The sequence below is a fragment of the Mesorhizobium sp. M8A.F.Ca.ET.057.01.1.1 genome (assembly GCF_003952565.1).
Classification (GTDB): domain Bacteria; phylum Pseudomonadota; class Alphaproteobacteria; order Rhizobiales; family Rhizobiaceae; genus Mesorhizobium.
Genome location: NZ_CP034454.1, coordinates 812,915 through 837,902 on the forward strand (window position 1 = coordinate 812,915; position 24,988 = coordinate 837,902).

At 63.7% G+C, this 24,988-nt stretch carries 20 protein-coding genes and 1 pseudogene; 12 read left to right on the forward strand and 9 right to left on the reverse strand.

The window, feature by feature from the left end:
• Positions 1 to 5: 5 nt before the first annotated feature.
• The gene (locus EJ077_RS03750; RefSeq protein ID WP_208699728.1) at positions 6 to 1,037 is read right to left on the reverse strand and encodes an aldo/keto reductase; all 1,032 of its coding nucleotides are present in this window, start codon (positions 1,035 to 1,037) and stop codon (positions 6 to 8) included.
• Between the two features lie 225 nt (positions 1,038 to 1,262).
• Here EJ077_RS03750 and EJ077_RS03755 point away from each other — a divergent pair, with 225 nt between their 5' ends.
• Positions 1,263 to 1,769 carry a TetR/AcrR family transcriptional regulator gene (locus EJ077_RS03755; protein ID WP_127872168.1) on the forward strand — a complete coding sequence of 169 codons (507 nt, stop codon included), beginning with the start codon at positions 1,263 to 1,265 and terminating at the stop codon, positions 1,767 to 1,769.
• Positions 1,770 to 1,813: 44 nt separating this feature from the next.
• Here the strand turns inward: EJ077_RS03755 and EJ077_RS03760 are convergent, their stop codons facing one another.
• Positions 1,814 to 3,016 (reverse strand): aromatic ring-hydroxylating oxygenase subunit alpha, encoded by a 1,203-nt coding sequence (locus EJ077_RS03760; protein WP_208699730.1) that lies wholly within the window; start codon positions 3,014 to 3,016, stop codon positions 1,814 to 1,816.
• Positions 3,017 to 3,454: 438 nt separating this feature from the next.
• Between EJ077_RS03760 and EJ077_RS03765 the strand changes: the two genes are divergently transcribed.
• Complete coding sequence (locus tag EJ077_RS03765; RefSeq protein ID WP_208699732.1) at positions 3,455 to 3,862, forward strand: hypothetical protein; 408 nt, start codon at positions 3,455 to 3,457, stop codon at positions 3,860 to 3,862.
• 135 nt (positions 3,863 to 3,997) lie between these two features.
• On the opposite strand, the gene EJ077_RS03770 is transcribed toward EJ077_RS03765, so the two are convergent.
• Both EJ077_RS03770 and EJ077_RS03775 read right to left on the reverse strand, forming a co-directional pair.
• Positions 3,998 to 6,085, reverse strand: coding sequence for a PAS domain S-box protein (locus tag EJ077_RS03770; RefSeq protein ID WP_208699734.1), 2,088 nt, complete (start codon positions 6,083 to 6,085; stop codon positions 3,998 to 4,000).
• 79 nt (positions 6,086 to 6,164) lie between these two features.
• Positions 6,165 to 6,938 carry a response regulator gene (locus tag EJ077_RS03775; protein WP_189343576.1) on the reverse strand — a complete coding sequence of 258 codons (774 nt, stop codon included), beginning with the start codon at positions 6,936 to 6,938 and terminating at the stop codon, positions 6,165 to 6,167.
• Between the two features lie 45 nt (positions 6,939 to 6,983).
• On the opposite strand from EJ077_RS03775, the gene EJ077_RS03780 reads away from it, so the two are divergent.
• Positions 6,984 to 7,685: a response regulator transcription factor gene (locus EJ077_RS03780; protein ID WP_208699736.1), complete on the forward strand. Its 702-nt coding sequence runs from the start codon at positions 6,984 to 6,986 to the stop codon at positions 7,683 to 7,685.
• A gap of 71 nt (positions 7,686 to 7,756) precedes the next feature.
• Here the strand turns inward: EJ077_RS03780 and EJ077_RS03785 are convergent, their stop codons facing one another.
• Both EJ077_RS03785 and EJ077_RS03790 read right to left on the reverse strand, forming a co-directional pair.
• Complete coding sequence (locus EJ077_RS03785; RefSeq protein ID WP_127275745.1) at positions 7,757 to 7,924, reverse strand: hypothetical protein; 168 nt, start codon at positions 7,922 to 7,924, stop codon at positions 7,757 to 7,759.
• A 41-nt stretch (positions 7,925 to 7,965) separates the two neighbouring features.
• On the reverse strand, positions 7,966 to 8,298 hold the full coding sequence (locus tag EJ077_RS03790; RefSeq protein WP_208699738.1) for a hypothetical protein: 333 nt from the start codon (positions 8,296 to 8,298) through the stop codon (positions 7,966 to 7,968).
• Between the two features lie 343 nt (positions 8,299 to 8,641).
• Between EJ077_RS03790 and EJ077_RS03795 the strand changes: the two genes are divergently transcribed.
• Complete coding sequence (locus EJ077_RS03795) at positions 8,642 to 9,097, forward strand: L,D-transpeptidase (RefSeq protein ID WP_127275743.1); 456 nt, start codon at positions 8,642 to 8,644, stop codon at positions 9,095 to 9,097.
• Positions 9,098 to 9,205: 108 nt separating this feature from the next.
• Here EJ077_RS03795 and EJ077_RS03800 read toward each other — a convergent pair whose 3' ends face one another.
• On the reverse strand, positions 9,206 to 12,289 hold the full coding sequence (locus EJ077_RS03800; protein ID WP_208699740.1) for an efflux RND transporter permease subunit: 3,084 nt from the start codon (positions 12,287 to 12,289) through the stop codon (positions 9,206 to 9,208).
• Complete coding sequence (locus EJ077_RS03805) at positions 12,286 to 13,644, reverse strand: efflux RND transporter periplasmic adaptor subunit (RefSeq protein ID WP_208699742.1); 1,359 nt, start codon at positions 13,642 to 13,644, stop codon at positions 12,286 to 12,288. The genes EJ077_RS03800 and EJ077_RS03805 overlap by 4 nt, the downstream gene beginning before the upstream one ends.
• Positions 13,645 to 13,789: 145 nt before the next feature.
• Between EJ077_RS03805 and EJ077_RS03810 the strand changes: the two genes are divergently transcribed.
• On the forward strand, positions 13,790 to 14,323 hold the full coding sequence (locus EJ077_RS03810) for a TetR/AcrR family transcriptional regulator (RefSeq protein ID WP_208699744.1): 534 nt from the start codon (positions 13,790 to 13,792) through the stop codon (positions 14,321 to 14,323).
• 39 nt (positions 14,324 to 14,362) lie between these two features.
• On the opposite strand, the gene EJ077_RS03815 is transcribed toward EJ077_RS03810, so the two are convergent.
• The gene (locus EJ077_RS03815; protein ID WP_208699746.1) at positions 14,363 to 14,803 is read right to left on the reverse strand and encodes an Lrp/AsnC family transcriptional regulator; all 441 of its coding nucleotides are present in this window, start codon (positions 14,801 to 14,803) and stop codon (positions 14,363 to 14,365) included.
• 131 nt (positions 14,804 to 14,934) lie between these two features.
• Here EJ077_RS03815 and EJ077_RS03820 point away from each other — a divergent pair.
• From EJ077_RS03820 to EJ077_RS03850, 7 genes and pseudogenes are all read left to right on the forward strand, one after another.
• Positions 14,935 to 17,990 (forward strand): annotated as a pseudogene (locus EJ077_RS03820) (aminotransferase class III-fold pyridoxal phosphate-dependent enzyme).
• 117 nt (positions 17,991 to 18,107) lie between these two features.
• Entirely contained in the window at positions 18,108 to 19,115 is a 1,008-nt protein-coding gene (locus tag EJ077_RS03825) for an amino acid ABC transporter substrate-binding protein (RefSeq protein WP_208699748.1), read from the forward strand.
• 200 nt (positions 19,116 to 19,315) lie between these two features.
• On the forward strand, positions 19,316 to 20,386 hold the full coding sequence (locus EJ077_RS03830; RefSeq protein ID WP_208699751.1) for a LacI family DNA-binding transcriptional regulator: 1,071 nt from the start codon (positions 19,316 to 19,318) through the stop codon (positions 20,384 to 20,386).
• Positions 20,387 to 20,408: 22 nt separating this feature from the next.
• The gene (locus EJ077_RS03835; RefSeq protein ID WP_208699753.1) at positions 20,409 to 21,155 is read left to right on the forward strand and encodes a transporter substrate-binding domain-containing protein; all 747 of its coding nucleotides are present in this window, start codon (positions 20,409 to 20,411) and stop codon (positions 21,153 to 21,155) included.
• Positions 21,156 to 21,220: 65 nt separating this feature from the next.
• Positions 21,221 to 22,873 (forward strand): amino acid ABC transporter permease, encoded by a 1,653-nt coding sequence (locus EJ077_RS03840; RefSeq protein WP_208699755.1) that lies wholly within the window; start codon positions 21,221 to 21,223, stop codon positions 22,871 to 22,873.
• A complete protein-coding gene (locus EJ077_RS03845) occupies positions 22,854 to 24,257 on the forward strand; it encodes a GH1 family beta-glucosidase (RefSeq protein WP_208699757.1) in 1,404 nt (467 codons plus the stop codon). The genes EJ077_RS03840 and EJ077_RS03845 overlap by 20 nt, the downstream gene beginning before the upstream one ends.
• Before the next feature lies 1 nt (position 24,258).
• Positions 24,259 to 24,957, forward strand: a complete 699-nt coding sequence (locus EJ077_RS03850; RefSeq protein ID WP_208699759.1) for an SDR family oxidoreductase — start codon at positions 24,259 to 24,261, stop codon at positions 24,955 to 24,957.
• Positions 24,958 to 24,988 lie beyond the last annotated feature (31 nt).

Sequence of the window (24,988 nt, forward strand, 5' to 3'; positions counted from 1 at the left end):
AGGATTTATGCAGCGGCGCGTTCGGCGGTCGGCCGGCGGCGCAGATCGGCTTGCAGGATCGCCGGCGGGTTGTAGTTGGCCTCGTTCAAGCCGACGTCGGTCCCGGGCGGGACGATCCGGTCGATCCGGTCCAGAACCTCGTCGCCGAGGTGAACCTCGGCGCCGACGAGCAGGTCGTCGAGATGCTGCATCGTACGTGGCCCGAGAATGGCCGACGTCACGGCCGGATGAGCCATGACGAAAGCCATCGCCATGTGGGTGAGCGACAGCCCCGCCTCTTCAGCCAGCGGGATGAGTTGCTCGACCGCATCCAGACTGCGCTCATCGGACATCTGCCTCGGCATGTATTTCACCCGCAGGCTGTCGGGCAGCGGTTGCCCCTTGCGATAGCGCCCGGTGAGCAGGCCTTTCGACAATGGGCTCCAGACCATCGCTCCCATTGCGTAGCGCTCGCAGACGGGGAGTACTTCGCGCTCGATGCCGCGATCGAGGATCGAGTAAGGCGGCTGCTCCACGCGGAAACGGGCGAGCCCGCGCCGCTCGGCGACCCACTGGGCCTCGACGATCTCGGAGGGCGGGAAAGTCGAGGATCCGATCGCGCGCACCTTGCCGGCGCGCATCAGATCGGTGAGTGCCGAGAGCGTTTCCTCGATGTCGGTGTCCGGTGCAGGGCGATGTATGAGGTAGAGATCGATGTGGTCGGTCTGCAGACGGCGCAACGACGCTTCCACCGCCTGAATAATCCAGCGGCGCGAATTGCCCTGGCTGTTCGGATCCTTGCCCATGGGGCCGTTCACCTTGGTGGACAGCACGACCTTGTCGCGCCGACCTTTCAGCGCCTTGCCGACGATCTCCTCCGACTCGCCATTGCTATATCTGTCGGCGGTGTCGACGAAGTTGATGCCAAAATCCAAGGCCTTGTGAATGATGCGGATGCATTCGTCGTGATCCGGGTTTGCGATGCTGCCGAACATCATCGCGCCCAGGCAGTAAGGGCTGACCTTGATGCCGGTCCGTCCGAGCGGGCGATACTGCATGTTTTCTCCTCGTGCTTGGCTGTGGCTAAAACCGCCTTGCTGTGCTATTCAGCCTAACCGGATCCATGTTCCACATTATACGGAACATTGTTCCGTTTGGCAAGCAGGTGGATTTTGGACGACAGAACGGACGATTCAGACGCTGGCGTGGGGCTGCGAGGCGTCGCGGATCGACGCGTGCGCGCCGACGCGCAACGCAATCTCGACACGCTGCTCCAGGCCGCCATGGCGGTGTTCGCGACCTCGGGCGTCGACGCCCCGGTGCGCGAAATCGCGGAAAAGGCGGGCGTCGGCATCGGTACTCTCTATCGGCACTTTCCGCAGCGCTCCGACCTGATCGCCGCCGTCTTTCGCCGGGAGATCGATGGCTGCGCGGACGCAGCATCCGTCCTGTCGGCCGGGCATGAGCCCTTCGACGCGCTGGCGGCCTGGATGCAGCGATACGCGGCCTTCATTGCCGCCAAGCGTGGCCTGGCCAAGGCCCTGCACTCAGGAGATCCGGCGTTCGACAGCCTGCCGGGCTACTTCGACCAGCGGCTGCGGCCTGCCTTGCGCACGCTTCTCGACGCGGCGATCGCCGCCAGCGAAATCCGTGGCGATGTCGATGCCGACGAGCTACTGGGCGCGGTGGCGAGCCTGTGTATGTCGGCCCACAATGCCGGGAGCGGCCGCGCGGAGCGCATGGTGGCTCTCCTCGTCGACGGGCTGCGCTACGGCGCGAAGTCGTCGTAGGAGTGATGTAGGAATCGTCCGGCCTATAGTGCGGTCGCGCGCACCTACGACCGCGACCGCAGCGCGTCGTTCAGATTCCACATGTCCTTTTCCTCCGGCGCGGTATCCAGGCCGAGCACCGGAATCTGCTTGCGCAGGTGGTCGTGGTGGGTGCGTACGCCATATTCGAGGTCGGAGAGGTAAAACCCCTCGAAGGCCTCGGACAGCATGGATTCGTTCGACCAGACAGAGAGCTGCACATCTTCCGACATTGTGTCACGATCGATACGGAAGGAGAGGTAGCGGGCAGCGGCCTGCTCGCGGCTTTCGTCGCGGTAGCGATAGATGGCTCCACGCAGCAGAGTCTCACCCGTCGACAGCGGAAACTCCTGATAGAACTGTACCGATTCCGGCATCACCGACAGAACGGCGTTGGGGAAGATGCCGTAATAGACCCAGGCCTTTCTGAGATGGTCCGGCAGATGCGTCGGCTCAGGCGCGATCTTGACGTAGTTCCTGACGCTCCAGCGGCGGCCGGCATGCGGGTTGTAGGTAGCGAAGGAGCGCGAGACGCCATTAACGAAGGGCTCGTCGAAATAGGTGGCGCCGTAGAGATCCTGCAGGGCCGGATGCGCCATGGCGACGTGATAGCCTTCATTGTCGACGTCGCGCACCGACTTCCAGTTGACCGGTGTCTTCTGGGTCCAGATGCCCCAGGAGGGCACCATGTCGGCGGCCTTGTAGTGCGCGAATTCGGGTTCGATCGGCCTCAACAGCTCGGCGACCGAGGGCTGTGGCCCGCCAGTGCGGAAGCGGATGAAGATGAAGCCCATCCAGACTTCGAGATCGAGCGGCATCAGGCCGAACTCGGTCTTGTCGAGGTCGGGGAAGGAGCGCGGCCGGGCGGCGCCGCGCAATGTACCGTCGAGATTATAGACCCAGCCATGGAACGGGCAGACCAGCGCGTTCTTGCAATTGCCCTGGCTGTCGGCCACGACGCGGCTGCCGCGGTGGCGGCACATGTTGTTGAAGCCGCGCACGACGCCGTCCTTGCCGCGTACGATCAGAGCGCGCTCGCCAATGACATCCATGGTGAGATAATCGCCGGCGTTCGGTATGTCGCAGACATGGCCGGCGATCTGCCAATGATTGCGGAATACATGCTCCTTCTCCAGTTCGAGAAGGGCGGCGGAATGGTAACTCCAGCCCGGTAATCCCCGCCGATCCCAATCGTTCGGGATTGCCACGTCACGGAGGTGCGGGTTCATAAAACGTCTCTTCTTTTTATTGAATATGCATTCAATATAATCATATTTCGCATTGAAATGCAATGGCTTGTGGAAATACGCAGAGTCCGTATCGATAATGCCAGCCCCGGGTCCAATGGTATCCGGCTCCGCCGCGGACCCCGAAAACCGCGGAAAATCCGGGTGTTAGCCGGAGTTCCATTACCTCCGCCCTGTCGCCGGTTCACGCTGCAAATCTCGCCCCTCGGACAAGGTATTGCGCTGGCAAGAAAAGCCCCGGGGGGCGCGCAGGGCAACCCGCCACTCAGGTCAAAAGAGCCAATGACCGATTTCGACCGTTTCTGACCGAATCGATGTTTCAATCCAGTTACATTGCCGCGCTCTCGTCACCTTTGCGCCGTTACAGAGCGCGATTAAATTCGTTTTATCGAAAAAAGAAAATCAACGAAGGGGATGATGATGCATGCGAAAGTCCAGATCACCAGCGGCAACCGCTTTCAGGCTCCAGAGCGCGCTGACCGCCGCCCGAAGCTGGCCCTTCGCCAGCGTGCCAGCGACCACCCGATGGCAATGTTCATGGCGCTGGCTGCTTGCGCCTTCGCCGGCATGGCGTTCACGCCGACGGTCGGTCCGGCCTTCGCTTCGTTGAATCCGCCCGCCAACATCGTCGAAGGTGCGCCGACCACAACCACGACCGCCCGTCTGCCGATGCCGGCGATCGATTTCGCCTGCAAGGGGCAGGCCTGGGGCGCTGAGAGCGTGGATTGCCTGCAGGCCATCGCCCAGCAGTCCGGAACGCACAAGGTCCGTGCGATTCGCATGATCGCCAACGCCGTGCCGGTGACCAGCACGCCGAACATCTTCTGATTTCCGACTCCGGGTTTCTGCCTGGGCATGATTCCGAAAACAGGTTCCCGTTTGGGGATCATGCCCTGACCTCCCCGAGCGCTCCTCCAGCGCTCCCTTGGGCTCCCGCCGCCATGTCGGCCGGGGGCCTCTTTTTCATGCTTTCAACGCGGCCTGCTCGGCAATGGTCGAAAGCACGCTGCGGACATCCAGCGTGCTGAACGGCTTTTCGAGGATCTGTGGCCGCTGCTGCGCCGGCAAGGCCTCGATTTCCGCCTTCGCGCCGATGAGGTCGCCGGTGACCAGCACGAAGCGCCGCGCCAGGTCGGGCCGCTCGGCGAGCAGTTCGCGGTAGATCGAAATGCCTGATGTGCCGGGCATGCGCAGATCCGAAAAAACGATGTCCGGCGGCATGTGGCCGCTCAAGGTGGCGGCGCCCGATTCCCAGACCGGCGCGATCCGCGACTTGATGCCCATCAGTTCGAGAATGTCGGACAAGGAACCGGCGACGTCAGGCTCGTCATCGATGATGAGGGCATGGCGCAGGCCACTCGATCGCGGCTGGCTTTCGCCAGCGGCGGCGATGCCGGCCGAGATAGCGGGCAACTGGACGACGAAACGCGCGCCTCTCGGCTGCACCTCCTCGAACCAGATATTGCCATTGTGCCGCTCGATGATGGATTTCGAAATCGACAGGCCGATGCCGGTGCCGACACCGACCGGCTTGGTGGTGAAATAGGATTCAAAAATGCGCGAACGGATGGCTTCGGGAATGCCAGGCCCGTTGTCCTCGACCGAGAAGCCGGGATTGCCCTGGTCGCCGCGGAAGCTCCGTACCTTGATCAGCCGATCGCCAGCGACGCCAGCCAGGGCGTGCTGGCTGTTGATGAGGAAATTGGCGGCCACCTGCGTCACGTGGTCGGCGTCGGCCATGGCCAGCAGGGGACCCGGCGCGAAATCGGTATCGATGATGATGCCGCTCGAGCGCGCGCCATAGGCGGTCACCTCGAGAGCGGCGCGGATCACCTGGTTGAGATCGGTCTCGGCCTGCGCCGCGGGATGGAGGCGGACCATCGACAGGAAGCTCTTGACGATGCGCCCGCAGCGCTCGGCGGCGGCGCGCACTTTTTCGGCGCGCACCTTGGTCTGCGGATCGCTTGCGAATTCATGCAGCAGCGTCGATTGCGCGACCACAACGGCCAGCGGGTTGTTGAGTTCGTGCGAGACGCCCGCGAGCAGCGAGCCCATCGCCGCCATCTTCTCGTTCTGGTGCAGCTTCTCGCGCTGCCGGTTGATCTCCTCCTCGGCGCGCAGCCTCTCGCGCAGGTCGCGGATGGAGCCGAAGATCAGCCGGCGGTCGGCGACCCGCATCTCGGTCGCCGTCAGCTCGATCGGAAAGACCTCGCCGGCGGCATTCTGCGTCACCGTTTCGAGCCGCTGGCCGACCATCGGCGCGCCGCGGCCGGACATGTAGTCGGCGCCCGAGGCATAGCCCTTGCGGTAGTATTCCGGAACCACGGTATCGAGCAGGTCCTTGCCGAGGATTTCGCTGCGCTGGAAGCCGAACATCTTTTCCGCGGCCGGATTGAATTCGATGATCGATCCGGCCTCGTCGATGACGATGATGGCGTCGAGCGAGGCTTGCAGCATGGTGCGGCGGATGACCTCGCTGGCATGGGCGTCGGAAGGGGAGTGTTCGATGGCGTCGCCGATGGCGAGCGCGATGATGTGCAGCGTCGCCTCTTCCTCATCGGTCCATTCACGCTCCTCGACGCAATCGTTGACGGCGAGCGTGCCCCAGAGATGGCCGTGCGCGAAGACCGACACCGACAGGAACGACTTGATGTTCTGCTTTTCGAAATCGGCCCTCAGGAACCCTTCGAGATCACGCGTATGCCCGGCGAAGATCTTGCCCTGCCGCTCATCCTCGGCCAGCCGCTCCAGCAGCGGATCCGAATTGACGATCGACTGCATGATAACGGTCGGTGAGGCCAGTTCGCCGCCGAAATCGGGGTCGATCCAATAGGCGGCGACCGACTGGGCGAAACCCTGGCCAGGCAGTTCGCGCAGGCGAAACAGGATGCCGCGCTGGCATTCCATGGCGAGGCACAGCGTTTCCAATATGCCGTCCATTTCGCGCTGCCAGTCGCCGGCCTCGCGCAGCCGGCGCACGACACGCACGGCCGCCATCGCCGCGCCTTGCCTGAAACCCTGCATATCCATGCTTGCCGTGTCGCCCGTCATTGTCAGCCGTTATTCCAGAGTCACGCCAATTCGATCGGCTGGCAACGGCTGCGGAGAGGAAACCCTGCGGGCCTGACGCTCAGTTGCCGTCGCCGGTCGGCAGCGAGAAGATATAGCCTTCGCCGCGCACAGTGCGCAGGAATTTCGGATTGGCCGGGTCCGTCTCGATCTTCTTGCGCAGACGCATGATGCGGATGTCGACGGCGCGCGATGATTCCGGATCCTCGGTGAAGCCGATCGCCTCGGAGATCGCGGCCCTGGTCAAGAGCCGGTTGGCGCGGGTCAGGAAAACCTCCAGCACGTCGAATTCGCTCTTGGCCATGTCGATCACCGTGCCGTTGGCGCCGGTGACCAGCCTGCCGTCGAGATCGGCCTGGAAGGGGCCGAAGGCGACGGAGCGGCGGTCGGTCCTGGCTTTCCTGTCCTGCGGCTCCGTCGGCTGCGGGACACGGCGCAGCACGCTGCGCACCCTGGCCAACACTTCGCGCAGTTCATACGGCTTGACGATATAGTCGTCGGCGCCGAGCTCCAGTCCGACGATGCGGTCGAGCGCGGTGCCGGCGGCGGTGGCATAGATGATGCCTATCGGCATTTTCGAGCGCAGCCAGCGGCCAAGCGACAAGCCATCCTCGCCCGGCATGGCGATGTCGAGGATGGCCAGATGGAAGGGTTGCGTTTCGATCAGGCTGCGCGCGGCGGCCGCGGTTTCCGCGGTCGCCACATCATAGCCGGCGGCGCCGAGATATTCGGCGACCGCGTCCCTCAGGTCGGGCTCGTCCTCGACGATGACAATTCTTGCCCGCACGATGCTCTCGCTCCCACTTTCAGTGGAAAGTAGATTGGGTATAAACATGATGTCCAGCACTCATATCCGGTTGCCAGGGAACAGTTGGAAAACATGGCCGCACGAGCCGTCATCGCGCTTGTTTCCGTCGCCGAGGTCGTGGCGACCGAGCTTGCCGACCATCTTGAGCGGCGCGGCCATGACGTGCGTCAGGCGCGGCAGCCCTGGGAGGCGGAATCGCTGCTGGAGGGCCGGGGCATCGATGTCGTCGTCGTCGGGGACAGCCTCAGCCAGGCGGAAGGGCGGGATCTGCTCAGGCGTTATGGCGGCCAAGGCGGGGGTGGCGAGCACGGACCGGATTTCATCCTGATATGCCGGCCGGCCGATCTCCTCGACAAGGTGCTCGCGCTCGAACTCGGTGCCGCCGACGTCGTCGAAAGCCCGCTCAATGTCAGGGAACTCGCCGCGCGTGTCGGCGGCCTGCTTTCGCGGCGCGGCAGGGGCGCCCAGGAACTGATCGTGCTGGAGAACGCGACCGTCGATCTGAGATCGGCGATCGTCATGCATCGCTCCGGTACGCAGGAGCAGCTCTCGCCCGGCCAGGTGGCGCTGCTCAGGCTGTTCCTGGCGAGCCCACGCAAGGTGCTGACGCGTGACGACATTATCGCCGCGGCGCCGGCCGAGAATGCCGACGCGTTCGATCGCTCGATCGACTCGCGCATCGTGCGGCTGCGCCGCAAGCTCGACACCGAGACCATCACCACCATACGCGGCGCCGGCTACAGGTTCGATCCGCCCCGGCAGTTCGCCGACTGACGGCTGTCTTTTCCCGCTTGTTCCCCGGATCAGCATCGGACCTTCCATTTCCGCCCCGATGCGCGCGAGGTTCAGCGCACCACCAGCAATGACGGGCCTGACGCCATGTCGCCGCCGGCGACGAACTCGCTTGCATGAGCGCGTTCCTTGAGGAGCACACTGGCGAGTGCGGCAAAGCCGAGCAGACCCTGCGCATAGAGCAGCGCGGAAAGCACGGAAGCTGCGAATTTTGTTTTCATCGTCGGAACTCCCCCAAGAAATGACTGTGTCGCGGGTCGCTTCAGGAAACTCCCGAAGTGCCCGCGCCGCCCACGGAGCCCCCCGTCGCGGCGCGGGCCTTCGGTCCTCTCGGCAGCAAGTTGCCGGAGGGGCCGCGCAATGCCAGCAGCCGAAGGCCAACCCGCCAGAGGGCCTTCAACCGGGCGATGCGCAGGCTGGAAACAATCCAGACCGCGGCGCAAAACAGGGCGACGTGCAGGGTCGAAATCTCACTCGAACTCATCGCTGCCAGCTTCGCCGCTGGGCCGCCGGCAATGGTGCCGACGCCGCCGATGGCTGCCGCCGCGATGCTGATCCTGAAGAGCCAGGACCGCGTGTTCGTTTTCGTTCCCATGGTCGTTGCCGTCTGCTTTCGTTGCGTCAACTTTTGCCTCCGGTCAGTATCCGGATCATGCCGCCCAAAGCCGCGCTTTGTTGCAGTTTGGTTTCGAAATCTGCTCTAACCCTTTCATATGAGGACTAGTCGAGCTTTCGTTTCTATATGAATACCTATGTACGTCGTCTTTGATCACGTGTTTCGGTGGGGCGGTTTGCCGACGACACCGATTGCTCTGTTAACCAGAGGAAACAAATTCGAAACACAAACGAGCATTTCGCGAAATCTCTCCGAAACATGTGGGAGGGATAAGCCGCTCATCGAATTGGAGCCGGCCTGACCGGCAGAGAGAGGGGACGTCATGCACACCGCCATTTCCGCAAAGCTCATCAACATCACCGCCGCCGCGTTCATGGGCAGCGTGCTTCTGTTCGGCGCAAACGCCGCCCATGCCGCCAACACCGTCGTGGCGCGCGTTTCGCTGTCGCAGCAGGTCATGGAGGTCTCGGTCGACGGCCGGCCGACTTTCGCCTGGAAGGTTTCCACCGGCGACAGGGCGCATGTGACGCCGACCGGCTCGTTCAAGCCGACGCGCATGCATGAGATGTGGTATTCGAAAAAGTACGACAACGCGCCGATGCCGCATTCGGTCTTTTTCAGCGGCGGCTACGCGGTCCACGCCACCTATGCCATCAAGCGCCTCGGCCAGCCGGCCTCGCATGGCTGCGTGCGGCTGCATCCGGACAATGCCGCGGATTTCTACCAGCTCGTCGAGACCTTCGGGCCGGCCAACACCAGCATCGTCATCGTCAAGTAGCAGGCAGGTTGCCGCGTTCGGCCATGCGCCGGAGCTGCTGGAGCGACCGCCAAAAAAAGAGGCCGGAAAAATTCCGGCCTCTTTTGTTTGTTTCCTGCGTCTTGCGCGTCAACTCGGCAGCGCCGGCATCAGCTTCGGATCTGGCTTTTCCGCCAGATGCGGCAGGTCCTTGCTGGCGATGAAAGTGTAGAACATGGGCACGACGAAGAGCGTGAACATGGTGCCGACCAGGATGCCGGTAAAGATGACCAGGCCCATCGAATAGCGGGCCGCGGCACCGGCACCGCTGGAAACGATCAGCGGCACCACGCCCAGCGCCATCGCGGCCGTCGTCATGAGGATCGGCCGCAGGCGCACCTTGGCCGAGGCGATGATGGCGTCACGCCGCCGCATGCCATGCAGTTCTCGCTGCTGGTTGGCGAATTCAACCAGCAGAATGCCGTGCTTGGTGATCAGGCCGATCAGCGTGATCAGGCCGACCTGGGTATAGATGTTGAGCGTGCCGAGGCCCAAATTGAGCGGCACGATCGCGCCGAAGATCGACAATGGCACCGCCATCATGATGATCAGCGGATCGCGGAAGCTTTCAAACTGCGCCGCCAGCACCAGGTAGATGACGATGACGGCCGCGCCGAAAGCGATCAGGATCGTGTTGCCCTGTTCCTTCTCCTGCCGGGACTGGCCGGAATAGTCGATGAAGAAGGTGTCGGGCAGGCTCTCCTTGGCAATGTCCTCGAGGACCTTCAAACCGTCGCCGGTGGTGACGCCGGGCAGCGGCAGCGCCGAGATCGTCGACGAATTCAACTGGTTGAACTGCTCGATGGCGGCCGGCGAGGCATTGTTCGAAATCGTCACCACGGCCGACAGCGGCACCATCTCGCCTGTCACGCTGCGTACGAAGTACTGGCCGAGCTTTTCGGGGTTGTCGCGGAATTCCTGCGGCACCTGCGGAATGATGTCGTAGCTGTTGGAGTCGCGGTCGAACTGCGCCACTTCGGCGCCGCCGACCAGCAGCGTCAGCGTCCGGCCGATATCGGCGATCGGCAGGTTGAGTGCGGCGGCGCGGTCGCGGTCGATGGTCACCGTCACCTGCGGCGCGTCATAGGCCATCGAATTCTGGACGACGATGAAGCGGCCCGAGGCCTGCGCCTTGTTCTTGATCTTCTCGGCTTCCTCGAACACCTGAGCGGAATCGCCGGTCGAGCGCACCACCATGGAAATCGGCAAGCCGCCACCTGATCCCGGTAGCGTCGGCGGTGCGAAGACGAAAGCCTGGACACCCGCCACCTTGGCGATACGAGCCGTAATGTCGGCCTGCAGCTCCTTCGAATTGCGCTTCCGCTCCGCCCAATCCTTGAAGGCAAAACCGACGAAAGCGCTGTTGGTCGTGCCGCCGAACGCGACGGCGGAGAACTGCGCTCGTGTTTCGGGGATATCCTTCACCAGGCTCAGGATCTGGTTGACGTAGGTCTCGGTGTAATCGGAGGTCGCATAGCGCGGCCCCGTCACCAGCGAGAGCAGGAAGCCCTGGTCTTCTTCCGGCGCCAGTTCCGTCGAGGTCTTGGTGAACATGAAGCCGGTCACGCCGACCAGCGCCAGCACGATGAGCAGCGTCAGCGGGCGATAGTTCAAAGACCCGGTGACGGCGCGCTCATAGACGTGCTCGACCCGCGAGAAGGTGCCGTCGACGATGCGCTGGAAGCGGCCGGCATTGCCGGGCTTCAGGAGGCGCGCCGACATCATCGGCGTGATGGTGACGGCAATGACGCCAGACAGCACCACCGACCCGGCAAGCGTCACCGCGAATTCGCGGAACAGGGCGCCGGTCAGGCCGCCCGTGAATGCCAGCGGCGCGAACACTGCGGCCAGCGTCATGGTCATGGCGACGATGGCCGACGCGATCTCGCGCATGCCGCTGAAGGCCGCCTGCATGGGCGGCATGTGGTCTTCTTCCATGTGGCGGTGGATGTTTTCCACCACCACGATGGCGTCGTCGACGACAAGGCCGATCGCCAGCACCATGGCCAGAAGCGACAGAAGATTGATCGAATAGCCCACCGCGAACAAAAGGAAGCAGACGCCGATCAGCGACAGCGGGATGGTGATGATCGGCATCATCACCGAGCGGAACGAACCGAGGAACAGGAGGATGACGATGACGACGATGGCGACCGCCTCGCCGATGGTCTTGAACACCTCGTCGATCGAGGCGCTGATCTGCCCGGTCGCGTCGTAGACGACCTCGATTGTCATGCCTTTAGGCAGCGTCTCCTGAATCTGTGGGACGAGCTTGGTGAGCGCCGCCGCGGTGGTCAGCGGATTGGCCGCCGGGGTTGGGAAGATGGCGAGGAAGGTGCCGGGCTTGCCGTTAAAGGAGACCCTTGTGTCGGTGTTGGCGGCGCCGAGTTCGACACGGGCCACATCGCGCAGGCGCACGACGTTGCCGTCGGTCGAACGTAGCGGCAGAGCCGCGAACGCCTCGGGCGTCTGCAGCGTCGAGCGCACCGTGATAGAAGAGACGACATATTCGTTCTGGGTGTTGCCGGGCGCCGACAGGAAGTTGGAGTTGTTGATCGCCGTCAGCACCTCGGCAGCCGTCACACCGCGGGCGGCGAGCCTGACCGGATCGATCCAGACGCGCATCGAGTATTCCTGGGCGCCGAAGATCTGCACGTCGGCGACGCCTTCGACCGTCGACATGCGGGGCCTGATGACGCGCTCGATATACTCGGTCAACTGCTCCTTGGTCATGTTCGGATTCTGCATCGAGATGTACATCATCGCGAACTGCTGACCCGTACCCTTGACGATGACCGGGTCCTTGGAGGCGTCCGGCAAGGTGCCGCGCACGCCCTGGACCTTGGACAGCACTTCGGTCAGCGCCACGTCGGGATTGGAACCGAGCTTCATCTGCACCGTCACGGTGCTGGAGGACGGGCGGCTGGACGAGGTGACGTAGTCGATGTTCTCGGTCGAGGCGACGGCGCGCGCGATCGGGGCGGAAATGAAGCCCTGGATCAGGTCGGCGCTGGCGCCCGGATAGGCCGTCGTGATGGTGATCGCGGTTTCGTCGACCTTCGGATACTGCCGGATCGACAGGTTGAAGATGCCCTGGAAACCGAGCAGCAGGATCATGCAGGCAAGGACCGTCGAAAGGACGGGCCGGCGGATGAAGAGATCGGAAAAGCTCATTGCTGGTCGGCCTGTTTGTTCGCCGATTTGGTCGGATCGATCGTGTTGTCGACGTTGACGGACATGCCGTTGAAGAGGCGGTTCTGACCCGCCGTGACGACCTCGTCGCCGGCCTTCAGACCCTTGACGATCTCGACCATGCCCTGATTGCGGCGGCCGGGCTTGACGAAGACCTGTGACAGGACCAGCGCGGGCTTGTCGCCTTCCGCCGCCGGCTTGGCTGGATCGGCCGGCTTGGCGGCGTCGGAGGCGGCCTTGTCCGCTGGCTTGGTTGCATCAGCCGCCGGCTTCATGGCATCGGCTGCCGGTTTCATCGCGTCTGCAGGCTTGGCGTCTGCAGGCTTGGCATCCGCCGGCTTGTCGGTGGCCGCCGCGGCTGCCTTTTCCTCCGGCTTGGCTGGCTGCGCCAGGGCCGCCCCGGCGGGTTTCGCCGGCTGCACCACGAAGATGTAGTCGCCATAGAGGCTTGTGGTCAGCGCCGTCTGCGGCAGTGATAGCACGTTCTGCTCCTCGGGCAATTCGACACGCACCTGCACGAACTGCCCAGGGGTCAGCTTGCCGTCGGGATTGGCGACTTCCGCCCGGATGTTGACCAGCCGGCTGGAGGGGTCGATCTTGGGGTCGATGCCGCGAATGGCGCCGGCAAACGGCTTGTCGTCACCACCCAGGCCAAGCCGAACGGTCTGGCCGATCTGGAGCAACGGCAGCTGCTGTTCGGGAACCGAGAAGTCGACCCGCATCGTGTCGAGATCCTGCAAAGTCACCACGGCGGTGCCGGGCGCCAGATACTGGCCGATATCGATCTTCGGGATGCCCGCCGTGCCGGCGAAAGGCGCGGTCAGCTGCTTCTGATCGAGCACGGCCTGCAATCTGTTGACCTGTGAAGCGGAAGCGCTTGCGGCCGCGCGTGCCGCGTCCAGGGTCGCATCGGTGCCGACGCCGCGCCGCTGCAGTTCGATGGCGCGCGCGAATGCTGCCTGATCGGATATGGCCTGCGCTTTCTGCGCTTCGAGATCGGCGCGCTCGACGGCATCGTCGAGTTGAAGCAGCACCGCATTGGCCGCCACTTTCTGGTTGGCGTGGAAAAGGATATCCTTGACGATGCCGGTGGTCTCAACCGTCAGGTCGACACCGCGCACGGCCCGGACCGTACCGATCGCCTCGACGCCCGGTGTCCAACTGGATGGCTTGGCGATGGTCGTCGACACGGTCGCCGCCGGCGGCTTCATGGTGGCGAAGTATTGCTTGATGCCATTGTCGCGCAGGAAGTTGAAGCCGACGATGCCGCCGACCACGATGACGAGCACGGCAAGGACCACAATAATGATAAAGATACGGAGTATGCGCTTGAACAAGGAAGTCCCCTCAGTCGAAATCCGGCGCGAAGCTCGGACATCGGGACACATATCGACCGCGGGTCCCGATTTCAAATAATGGCGGTCTTACTGTACCGTCTGGACGGTCTTGTCAATTGGGCCTAAGCTTGCTTAGGGAGGCGCCATGAGAGCCCGAAGACCGAACTCGCGCGAGAAGATTCTCGCTGCGGCGGCTGATGTCGCCCGGGAATCCGGGCCTGGTAGCCTGTCGCTCGATGCCGTCGCCAGCCGAGCCGGCGTGTCGAAGGGCGGGCTGCTCTACAACTTTCCCACCAAGGCCAAATTAATGCAGGGCCTGGTCGAAGGTTATCTACGCGATTTCGAGCAAGCGCTGGAGTCCGCGAACAGCAACGACAACGGCAAAAATCCCCTCGCCGTCTATATCAAACTGTCAGCGGAGGATTGCGAGGAAAAGCAGCCGTCCGCATCCTGGATCTTTTCGGCGATCGCCGAGGATCCCGATTTCATGACGCCGATAAAGACATTCAAGCGGCAGCTTTTCGAGCGCCTGAAAGGCGAGGCGCCGGACCTCAAATCGCTGCTGGTCTGCTATCTCGCCATCGAAGGACTGCGCAGCATGAACCTGTTCGATTCCGACGTGCTGTCGAAGGACGAACGCGAGCTCTTGGTATCGTCACTTCTGGACATCGCCAAATAGGCTGCCTGGCGGGCGAATGACGCCGCCGCAGCCCGCCGTTCAGTCGACGGCGCGTTCGATATCCCGGCGCAGGACGATCGCGGTTGTCAGGTCCTCGACGCCGCCGAGAGTGGCAACGAGGTCGCGCAGTGTGTTGAGCCGGTCGATCGCCGGCACTTCGACCTCGACGATGAGATCGAGCTGGCCGCTGACCGATGATACCCGCCGGACCTCCGGATAGCGTGCCAGTTGGTCGAGAATGCCGATCGACGGCGTGCGGATGAGCGTTACCAACAGAAAGGCGCGGATCAACCCCGCGTCCAGTTGCCCGATATCGGCCCGATACCCTCTGATAACACCGCTCTTTTCCAGCGAAGCAACCCGTTCGCTCGTCGCGCTGCGCGACAGGCCGACGCGCCCCGCAAGCGTTTTCAGCGGGATGCGCGCCTCCTTCGACAGGATGCCGAGAATGTCCCTGTCCTTGGCGTCCAGTTCCTTCATTGCACGCGCTCCATACGGTTCCGTCAATGTGCCGGTCGATGCGGTCATTGTGCCGGTGTAACCGACGCTTTGCCGGATGCCCGATTTTCTGGCCCATGCCAAGCTTTGACAAATCAGTTCTGGATTGCCCGATGACCAACGTCTCATACCCAGCGCCTCAAATCTCGCAGAACGAGGCCGTTGATATCGCAACACTGCACTTCGGCATTGGTGGCAGCATCACACCGCTGGACAGCGAACGCGACCGGAATTTCAAGCTGACCGCTCCAGACCAATCGCTCTGGATCCTGAAGATCGTCAACGCCAGCGAGCCGCTCGTCGAGAGTGAATTCCAGACCGCGTTGTTCGATCATCTGGAGCGCCATAGTCCGGACATCGCCGTGCCGCGTCTCAGGAAGACGGTGCAGGGCGCTTCGCTCGCCCATACAAAGGGTCAGGGCGGGGAAGATCATGCCGTTCGCCTGGTGTCGTGGCTTCCCGGGCGGCCGCTGGCCGAGAGCACGCCCAGTCCCGCGCTGCTGGAAAGCCTGGGCGGCGTGCTTGGCCGGCTGGATCGCGCCCTGCAAGGCTTCATCCATCCCGGCGCATTGCGCTCTTTCGACTGGGACATTCGCCAGGCAGGTGCCGCGCGGCAACGCCTTCACCACATTGACGACGAACAGGACCGTGCCTTGCTGGAGTGGTTCCTCGATCATTTCGATGCCGAGGTGGCGCCCCGGCTGCCGGCATTGCGGGCGCAAGTCATCCACAATGACGCCAATGACTGGAACGTGCTCGTCGATCCGGCAATGCCGGAGCGTGTCGCCGGGCTGATCGATTTCGGCGATGCGCTGCACAGCGTGCTCATCGCCGAGGTTGCCGTCGCCTGCGCCTATGCCATCCTCGACGCCGAGGATCCGATCGGCGCCGCCGCCCGTCTCGCCGCCGGCTTTCATGCCGAGTATCCATTGCAGGAGGAAGAACTCGACCTGCTCTTCGATCTCATTGCGATGCGTCTGGTCACCTCGGTGACGCTGTCGGCGGCACGCAGGGACCGCACCGCCGACAATCCCTACCTGTCGATCTCGGAAGCACCGGCCTGGCGGTTGCTGCATCGTCTGGGCAGGATGAATCGGCGCTTCGTGACGGCGATCCTGCGCCATGCCTGCGGCTTCGAAGCCGTCCCCGGAGCGCGCGCCGTCACAGGCTGGATCGCGTCCAACCGTGCGCAGCTTCTGCCCATCCTCGACCGTCACCCGGCGACGCTTGCCAAGGCGCTCGTGCCCTATGGCGATCCGCAAAATCCGATGACGGTGACGTCGGCGACACAGCAGCCCGACAAGGCGACCGAATGGTGGGATGCCTATTGTGCCGAGCATGGCGTCGCGCTCGGCATCGGTCCCTGGGGCGAGGCTCGCACCGTCTATACCAGCGACATTTTCGAGTCGCGTTTCGTCGAAGGCGCGCGCCGCGCCAACCATCTCGGCCTCGATCTTTTCATGCCGGCGGGCACACGGCTCTACACGCCGCTCGCCGCGACCGTCAGGAGCGTCGAGATCGAGGAGGATCCGCTCGGCTATGGCTGCCTGGTGGCGCTCGAGCATGCGCCACGGGGCTGCCCGCCTTTCGTCACGTTGTGGGGGCACATGGCGCATGAGGCTGGGCGGCGGCTGAAGGCCGGCGACCGGCTCGAAGCCGGCGCGCTTGTCGGCGAGATGGGCACGCCGGCGGAAAATGGCGGCTGGGCGCCGCATCTGCATTTCCAGATCTCAACGGACATAAGTCTGCCGGCACGTGACATTCTCGGTGTCGGCGAGGAGCGCTATCTCGACGTGTGGAAGGAACTGTTCCCCGATGCCGCGGACCTTGCCGGCATTCCGCCCGAAACCTTCCGCCAGAGCGGCCGGTCGCGTCCAGAGATCGTCGCCGCACGCAAGGCGTCACTGCTGCCCAATCTCTCCATTTCTTATTCCGAACCGATCAAGTTCGTGCGCGGCGAAGGCGCCTGGCTGATCGACGATCGCGGCCGTGCCTATCTCGATTGCTTCAACAATGTCTGCCACCTTGGCCATGCGCATCCCGATGTGGTCGAGGCGATCGCGAGGCAGGCGGCTAAGCTCAACACCAACACCCGTTACCTGCACGATGCCATCGTGACCTATGCGGAGCGGCTGACGGCGACGCTGCCCCCGGCCTGTCGGTGGCGTCCTTCGCCTGCTCGGGCAGCGAGGCCAACAGCCTGATGCTGCGCATGGCGCGGACCCATACCGGGCGCAGCGAGGCGATCGTGCTCGACTGGGCCTATCACGGCACGACGCAGGAACTGATCGACCTCAGCCCGTACAAATACAAGCGCAAGGGCGGTAAGGGACGCCCGGCGCATGTGTTCGAGGCGGTCATTCCGGACAGCTACCATGCTCCGACGGAGTGGGCTGAGGGCGAGCATGCAAAGCGGTTTGCCGAGAGCGTCGCCGAGCAGATCGCCGATATGGCGAGACAAGGCCGCGCGCCCGGCCTGTTCCTGGCGGAATCGATCCCCAGCGTCGCCGGCCAGGTGTTCCTGCCCGAGGGATATCTCAGAGAAGTCTACGCGATGGTGCGCGCCGCCGGCGGCATCTGCGTCGCCGACGAGGTGCAGGTAGGCTTTGGCCGTGTCGGCAGCCATTGGTGGGCTTTCGAAACCCAGGGGGTGACGCCCGACATCGTCACCATGGGCAAGCCGATCGGCAACGGCCATCCGATGGCGGCCGTGGTGACGACAACGGAAATATCAGCCTCGTTCAACAACGGCATGGAATATTTCAACACCTTCGGCGGCAATCCGGTGTCCTGCGCGGCCGGGCTCGCTGTGCTCGACGTCATCGAGCGCGACGGGCTGAGGCGCAATGCGCTGGAGATCGGCGACTATCTCATGGCGCGCTTCAAGGCGCTGCAGGCCCGCTACGAGATCATCGGCGACGTGCGCGGCCAGGGGCTGTTCCTCGGTATCGAACTGGTCGAGGACCGCAAGAGCAAGAGACCCGCGACGGCCCTTGCCCGCCGCATCAACGACGGGGTTCGGGCACGCGGCGTGCTGATCGGCACGGAAGGGCCGCATGACAATGTGCTGAAGATGCGCCCGCCGATGATCTTCAGCATGGCCAATGCAGATCATCTGGTCGGCGTTCTCGACGAGACGTTGGCCGAAGTTCTGGCGGAACGGGCTTAGGACGACACCGCGCAAAGAGGCGGGCGCGGGCGAAATTCAGGATCAACGATTTCAGGAACGTCCGGCGCGTCACGTGCCGGCGGGAGGAGAGGCTTTGCCTCGTCAAGGGAGGAAACCATGAAACATGCAATCGTCAGCGCGCTCTTGCTCGCATCGGCCACGTTGGCGGCGAAGGCGGACACATTCGACATCGTCAGGCAAAGGGGATCGATCATCTGCGGCGTCAGCCAGGGCGTCGCGGGCTTCTCGGCACCCGACGACCAGGGCAAATGGAGCGGCTTCGATATCGATTTCTGCCGCGCGGTCTCGGCCGCCGTCTTCGGAGACCCCGACAAGGTGAGTTACGTGCCGCTGTCGACCAAGGAGCGCTTCACGGCGCTGCAGGCCGGCACCGTCGACATCCTGTCGCGGCAGTCGACGTGGTCCTTGTCGCGCGACACCGGCATGGGCATCCATTTCGTCGGCGCCGCCTATTATGACGGCCAGGGCTTCATGGTGCGCAAGGACCTTGGCGTGGACAGCGCGCTGAAGCTCTCAGGCGCCACGGTCTGCGCCGAACAAGGCACGACGACCGAGCAGAATGTCGCCGACTACTTCACCGCGCACCAGATGAAATACGAGGCGGTCGTCATCGATTCCGCCGACAGCATCATCAAGGCGTTCGATAGCGGCCGCTGCGATGTCTACACCACCGACGCCTCGGCGCTCTATGCGCAGCGCCTGAAGCTGACCGATCCCGCCGCGTTCACGGTGCTGCCGGACATCATCTCGAAGGAGCCGCTCGGCCCAGCCGTGCGCAAGGGCGACGACAAGTGGTTCGACATCGCGCGCTGGACGCTGTTTTCGCTGATCGAGGCGGAAGAGGACGGCATCACGCAGGCCAATGCGGAAGCCTCGCTGAAGTCGCAGAATCCGACGATCCGCCGGTTCCTCGGCGTCGAGGGCGACAATGGCAAACAGCTCGGGCTCGACCCCGCATTCGCCTACAATATCGTCGCCAAGGTCGGCAATTACGGCGAGATGTTCGAACGCAATCTCGGCCAGTCCAGCCAGCTGAAAATCGCGCGGGGCATCAATGCGTTGTGGAACGCCGGTGGCCTGATGTACGCGCCGCCGGCACGCTGACACCTGCCGGCGAGCCGGGTGCCCCAGGTCCGCGCCCGGCGATGCTCGCCGCTGTGAAAAGGGGGTGGTGATGCCCGACCTCGACGCATTGCCACCCTCTTCCCTTGGCCATGAGGAATCCGCTAAAAACGTTTTTATTGTTGTTGAAAACGTTTTTATCCGATGATACGGATGCCGGCGTGAGGAATGGGGCGCCGTTGATGGCAGAGAACAGAGAACCCGAACGCCGAGAGCTTTCGCCAACGATCAAGACGTTGGCCGCCCACACCGGCTATTCGATCGCCACCATTTCCAAGGCGCTGCGGGGATCGCCGGTCGTCGCGCGGCCGACAAGGGATGCCATCGTCGCCGCCGCGCGGGAACTGGGCTATCAGGCGAATGCGCGGGGCATGGCGCTGAGGACAGGCAAGACCTATCGGGCCGCGGTGCTGATGCCGATAACGTCCGCCGTCGGCTATGAATGGGATGGTGTCGAATACACGCAGATCCTGAGCGGCATAAGCCAGGCGCTGGAAGACAGCGACTATCAGCTGTCCGTGCACGGCTTCCGGAGTTTTGGCGATGCTTTCGACATCGCCCGCCGCATCGTCGACCAGAGCGCGGCCGATGGCCTGATCTTTTCCGGCGTGCTGGCCGATGATCCCCGTATCGACATGCTGGTCGAAAGCGGCTTTCCATTCGTGTCGCTTGGCCGTTGCCGCAAGCCCCTCGTCTACGCCCATGTCGATGTCGACAATGAATGGGCTGCGTTCACCGCCACGGCGCGGCTGATCGCGGGCGGACATGAGCGTATCGCCCTGATCAACGCGGATCGGCGTCTTTCCTATGCCCTGGACAGGATCGACGGATTTTCGCGGGCCTTTCACGAGGCGGGTCTTGCCGCGTCGATGGACCTCGTGGCCGACGGCGACCTGTCCACCCGCTTCGGCCGCGACAGCGCGCTCAGGCTTCTTGGCTTGCCCAATCCGCCCACCGCCCTGGTCTGCATCAACGAATCCACCACGCTCGGCGTCCTGTCGGCGCTGGGCAGCCTTGAACGGCGCGTCGGGGTGGATGTCGACGTCATCGCCTATGACGACATCAACGTCAGCGCCTATTTCACTCCGCCGATCACGACATTCTACCAGCCGATCGAGCTTCTCGGCCGCAAGCTCGGCGAGTTTCTGCTGCGGCGCATGGCGGGCGAGAACCCGGCGGAACTCGCCCTGGTGTCGAGACCCGAACTCATCGGCCGGCAGCCGGACAATCTAGGCGGGCGAAACCGCAGTTAATCATCAAAATGGGAGGAAGAGCATGAAGAAAATCCTGATCGGGCTTGCGCTTGCGCTGCTGACAGCCGGCGCTGCCGGTGCCGCCGACCTGGGCGGCAAGGTTCTGAAGGTCGGTTCCGACACCACCTCGCCGCCGATGGAAAGCGTCGACACGGCGACCGGCCAGATCGTCGGCTTCGACGTCGACGTCCTGAAGGCGGTCTGCGGCAAGATCAACTGCAAGGCCGAATTCGTCACCACCGGCTGGGACGGCATCTTCGCCGCCCTCGATCAGGGCAGTTTCGACCTGGTTGCATCCGGCGTCTCCATCACCGACGAACGCAAGAAGGCGATGGATTTCTCCGATCCTTACATCGTCAACAGCCAGGCTGTGCTCATGCGAGTGGAAGACGAGGGCCTATCCCTCGATGATTTCAAGGCGAAGGGCAAGAAGCTCTCGGCGCAGGCCAACACCACCGACGCGCAGGTCGCCGAAAGCATTGTCGGCAAGGATAATGTGGTCGCTTACGACAGTTTCGCGGCCTCGGTCATCGCGCTGAAGAACAAGGACGTCGACGGCGTTGTCATCAACGGCGCCAATGCCGCCGCCTATGAAAAGGAATTTGCCGGCGAGCTGGTGGTGCCGATCAGGAATCTCCAGTCCGATCCTCTGGGGCTGGTCTTCCGCAAGGGCGACGAGAACATCGCAGCGTTCAATGAAGGGCTGGAGGCGATCAAGGCCGACGGCAGCCTCGACGCGCTGATCGCCAAATACTGGGGCGCAAAATAGCCGCTTGAAGGACTTCGGCTCCGGCGCCTGGCGCCGGAGCCATGGTAACGGGAGGACGGGACCGGATGCAGTTTCTCATGCGCCTGCGGCCCAGCAATCTGATCATCGTCGCGGCGTTGCCGTTCATCGTCTATCTCTTTGCTTCGTCGGTTAACTACCAGCGCTCGCTTCGCGCCATCCTCGGCGTGGAGAATGGCTCGTCAGCCTTCGTGCCGGGCTTCCTGGCGCTTGCCGTCGCGTTTATTGCCGGCCTTGCCGTGGTTGTGTTCTCGCGCGCCTCGTCCAGATCGCCGCGCCTCGTGGTCGTTGCTGCCGGGATCAGCCTTGCCACCGCGGTGGTGCTCGCGACAACCAGCATGATCCATCCCTTCGCGGCATCGGTCGTGGCGAACGCGGTCGATCCGTTCACCTCCGACCTGGTGGTTCAGGGCGTCACGCCACGGCGATTGACGGATGCCGCCGACCTCATCGTGCGCGGTCAGGCGGCCATGCTGTTGCGCGCTTATCTGGGCGTGACGATCGTGGCGCTCGGTATGTTCTTCATCGGCGCCGGTCGGGAGACCGGCAACACGATGCAGCGTTTTGCGCGCTTGGCGCTTGCGGCGGTGAATGGCGTCGGCTTGGTCTTTATCCTGCTTTTCGCGCATATCGCATTCGCCGCGGGTGTCGCCACGACGATCCGCGCCGCCATCGCGGCCTACATACTGGCGGCAATGATGGGGCTGCTCTGGGTCGGGCTTCTCAAGCTCAAATACAGCTGGCGGGCCGACCTGACCTGCATCGCGGCAACCACCCTCATGGTTTGCGCCGCAACGTGGTTCCTGCTTCAGCCGCGCGACAGCTACGTGCTCGTCGGCTCTCTCGCCGGGAAGGTCGCGGTCACGTCCGGCACGCCGTCCGGCATTCTCGGCGCTGTCCGCTATGGGCAATTTCCGGGCGGCCCCGAAAATAACGAGGTGCCGTTGCGCACCTTTCGGGGCGCGCGGGAGGCGATCGACGCGATCGGCAAGATACCTGATGTCAGTGCTGCGCTCGTTCCAGCCGCGATGGCGCCGGACGGACTGCAGGTGCTGTGGCGAACGGAGGCGTTGAACGACCGCGATAAGGCGTTCGGCATCACGATCGCGGTGCTGGCGATCGTGCTCGGCCTGCTGACTTTCGGCGGCCATATCCACCGCAGGCATCCGCTGTCCATCGGGTCGGAATTCATCGTCGACACGATCCGCGGCATCCCGATGCTGGTCATCGTGCTCTATGTCGGCCTGCCGCTCGCCGGAGCGCTCAAGGACGCGACGCAGGGCGTGGTCGATCCGCCGAACCTGGTGCGCGGCATCGCCGCCATGGCGCTCGCCTATTCCGCCTATCTCGCCGAGATCTTCCGCTCCGGCATCAATGCTATTCCCGCTGGCCAGATCGAGGCGGCGCACAGTCTCGGCCTCAACGGCTGGCGCACCGCCCGGCTGGTCGTGCTGCCGCAGGCCTTCCGCATCATCATCCCGCCGCTCGGCAATGAGCTGATCGCCATCCTCAAGGACACGTCGCTCTTGTCGATCCTGTCGATCCGCGACATCACGCAGCGCATGCGGGAATTCCAATCGGCAAGTTTCCTGCCGTTCGCGCCCTACAACTCAGCCGCCATCTTCTACATTTTCCTGACGCTGGCCGCGGCAAGCCTCGTCAGCACCATCGAGAGAAAATATGACATCAAGCATCGATAACGCTCGCCGGGCCCTCGAAGCCCGTGCCTCCGGGCTGGTCTTTCCCCGGGGCTTCGTGTTCGGCGCCGCGACCGCGGCCTACCAGATCGAGGGCTCGCCTGATGCCGACGGCAAGGGCGAAAGCATCTGGGACCGGTTCTGCCGCATTCCCGGCGCGATCGTGGACGGTTCGAGTGGCGATGTCGCCTGCGACCACTATCATCGCTGGAAGGAAGATATCGCCGTGCTCAAGGCTCTTGGCCTTGGCGCCTACCGCTTTTCCCTGGCATGGACCCGGCTTCTGCCCGAAGGCCGTGGCGAGGCCAATGCCGTGGGCATCGCCTTCTATGACCGGCTGATCGATGATCTGCTCGAAGCCGGTATCGAGCCCTATGCAACGCTCTACCATTGGGACCTGCCGCAGGCGCTGCAGGATCGTGGCGGCTGGTACAACCGGGAAACAGCCGCCGCCTTCGCCGATTATGCCGGGCTTGCCGCCCGCAGCTTCGGCGATCGCGTCAGGAAATGGACAACGCTCAACGAACCGTGGACGTTCTGCTGGTCGGGACACGCGACCGGAGAGGACGCGCCGGGATTCCGGGACGGGGTGAAGGGCGGCGTGGCCGCCAGTCATCATGCCTTGCTGGCGCATGGCCTGGCCGTTCCGGTCATCCGGGCCGAGGTGGCGGATGCTCAGGTCGGCATCGTCTTCGATCTCAACGTCGCGGAGGCCGCCAGCGAGGAGCCGCGCGATGTCGCCGCGACACGGCGCTTCGACGGCGCCCAGAACCGCTGGTTTCTCGACGCCGTCTTCAAGGGTGCTTATCCGGAGGACATGCTGGCGCTCTACGGCGATCTGTTGCCGCCGATCCACGCACAAGACAACGAGATCATCGCCGCGCCACTCGACTATCTGGGCATCAACATCTACCGCCGCTCGGTGATCGCGGCGGGTGACGAACTGGCGCCGCTGAGCTACCGGCGGGTACAGCCGGAAGGCATTTATTCGGCGGTCGACTACGAGATCTGGCCGCGCTGCATGTACGACATCCTGCGCTACGTGAACGACGGCTATGCGCCGCCGGCGATCTACATTTCCGAGAATGGGGTCGCCACGACGCCGGAAACCGTCGGCAAGGACGGGCATGTCTGGGATGATCTGCGCGCAACCTATTATGTCGACCATCTCGAGCAGGTGGCCAAGGCGGCGGCCGAGGGCGTGCCGGTGCGCGGCTATTTCGCCTGGACGCTGACCGACAATTTCGAATGGGCCTATGGCTATACGACGCCCTTCGGCATCACCCATGTCGATTTCGACACGCAGCAGCGCCACATCAAATATTCCGGCGACGTCTATGCCATGATCGCCCGGCAGGAGACCGCGCCTGTCGCGAAGAGCGCCTGACTTGACCGCGGACGGGCAAGGCGACCGCACGGTTCTCGTAACGGGCGCCGGGCGCGGGCTGGGCCGCGAACTGGCACGGCAATACGCCCAGTATGGCTGGTGCGTGATCGCGTGTGGGCGCATGCGTCCGGCCCAAGGTTTCGATGATGGAATCGAGTTCCAGCCACTCGATGTCGCGGATACAGCTTCCATCTCCGACCTTGCCTCGCGCCTCGCCGGCAGGCCACTGGATGTGCTTGTCAACAACGCCGCCATCCGCAGCGGAAACCCTGGCCTGCACGGTTTCGCCCCGGACGAATTCCTGGAGGTCATGCGGACCAACACGCTCGGTCCGCTGCTGCTGGCGAGGGCGTTGCGCCCGAACCTGGCCGCGGCGCGCATGGGGATCATCGCCAATATCGGCAGCCGTGCCGGGTCGATGACCGAGGGGCTGATTGACGATTATGATGACGACTATGCCTATCGCTGCTCGAAGGCAGCGCTCAACATGGCATGCGCTCAACTGGCGCAGGATTTACAGGTCGACGGGATAACGGTGTTGTCACTGCATCCGGGCTGGGTGAAGACTGATATGGGGGGCGATCAGGCGGTGCTGGCGGTCGAGGACAGTGCGCGCGGCCTGCGCACGATCATCGACAACGCAACGCTTGCGGCCAGCGGCTCATTCCAGACCTTCGATGGCACACATATCGGGTGGTAGCCGAATGGTACCGCCTGTCTAAGCCAGATGC

Excerpts from the sequence above, each read along its gene's own strand:
- EJ077_RS03765 (WP_208699732.1), top strand. The coding sequence starts at position 3,455 with ATGCATGCGAAAGTCCAGATCACCAGCGGCAACCGCTTTCAGGCTCCA.
- EJ077_RS03755 (WP_127872168.1), top strand. The coding sequence starts at position 1,263 with ATGGCGGTGTTCGCGACCTCGGGCGTCGACGCCCCGGTGCGCGAAATC.
- EJ077_RS03815 (WP_208699746.1), bottom strand. The coding sequence starts at position 14,803 with ATGAAGGAACTGGACGCCAAGGACAGGGACATTCTCGGCATCCTGTCG.
- EJ077_RS03800 (WP_208699740.1), bottom strand. The coding sequence starts at position 12,289 with ATGAGCTTTTCCGATCTCTTCATCCGCCGGCCCGTCCTTTCGACGGTC.
- EJ077_RS03750 (WP_208699728.1), bottom strand. The coding sequence starts at position 1,037 with ATGCAGTATCGCCCGCTCGGACGGACCGGCATCAAGGTCAGCCCTTAC.
- EJ077_RS03790 (WP_208699738.1), bottom strand. The coding sequence starts at position 8,298 with ATGGGAACGAAAACGAACACGCGGTCCTGGCTCTTCAGGATCAGCATC.
- EJ077_RS03795 (WP_127275743.1), top strand. The coding sequence starts at position 8,642 with ATGCACACCGCCATTTCCGCAAAGCTCATCAACATCACCGCCGCCGCG.
- EJ077_RS03810 (WP_208699744.1), top strand. The coding sequence starts at position 13,790 with ATGAGAGCCCGAAGACCGAACTCGCGCGAGAAGATTCTCGCTGCGGCG.
- EJ077_RS03785 (WP_127275745.1), bottom strand. The coding sequence starts at position 7,924 with ATGAAAACAAAATTCGCAGCTTCCGTGCTTTCCGCGCTGCTCTATGCG.
- EJ077_RS03835 (WP_208699753.1), top strand. The coding sequence starts at position 20,409 with ATGAAGAAAATCCTGATCGGGCTTGCGCTTGCGCTGCTGACAGCCGGC.
- EJ077_RS03840 (WP_208699755.1), top strand. The coding sequence starts at position 21,221 with ATGCAGTTTCTCATGCGCCTGCGGCCCAGCAATCTGATCATCGTCGCG.
- EJ077_RS03770 (WP_208699734.1), bottom strand. The coding sequence starts at position 6,085 with ATGACGGGCGACACGGCAAGCATGGATATGCAGGGTTTCAGGCAAGGC.
- EJ077_RS03760 (WP_208699730.1), bottom strand. The coding sequence starts at position 3,016 with ATGAACCCGCACCTCCGTGACGTGGCAATCCCGAACGATTGGGATCGG.
- EJ077_RS03830 (WP_208699751.1), top strand. The coding sequence starts at position 19,316 with ATGGCAGAGAACAGAGAACCCGAACGCCGAGAGCTTTCGCCAACGATC.
- EJ077_RS03845 (WP_208699757.1), top strand. The coding sequence starts at position 22,854 with ATGACATCAAGCATCGATAACGCTCGCCGGGCCCTCGAAGCCCGTGCC.
- EJ077_RS03775 (WP_189343576.1), bottom strand. The coding sequence starts at position 6,938 with ATGTTTATACCCAATCTACTTTCCACTGAAAGTGGGAGCGAGAGCATC.
- EJ077_RS03780 (WP_208699736.1), top strand. The coding sequence starts at position 6,984 with ATGGCCGCACGAGCCGTCATCGCGCTTGTTTCCGTCGCCGAGGTCGTG.
- EJ077_RS03825 (WP_208699748.1), top strand. The coding sequence starts at position 18,108 with ATGAAACATGCAATCGTCAGCGCGCTCTTGCTCGCATCGGCCACGTTG.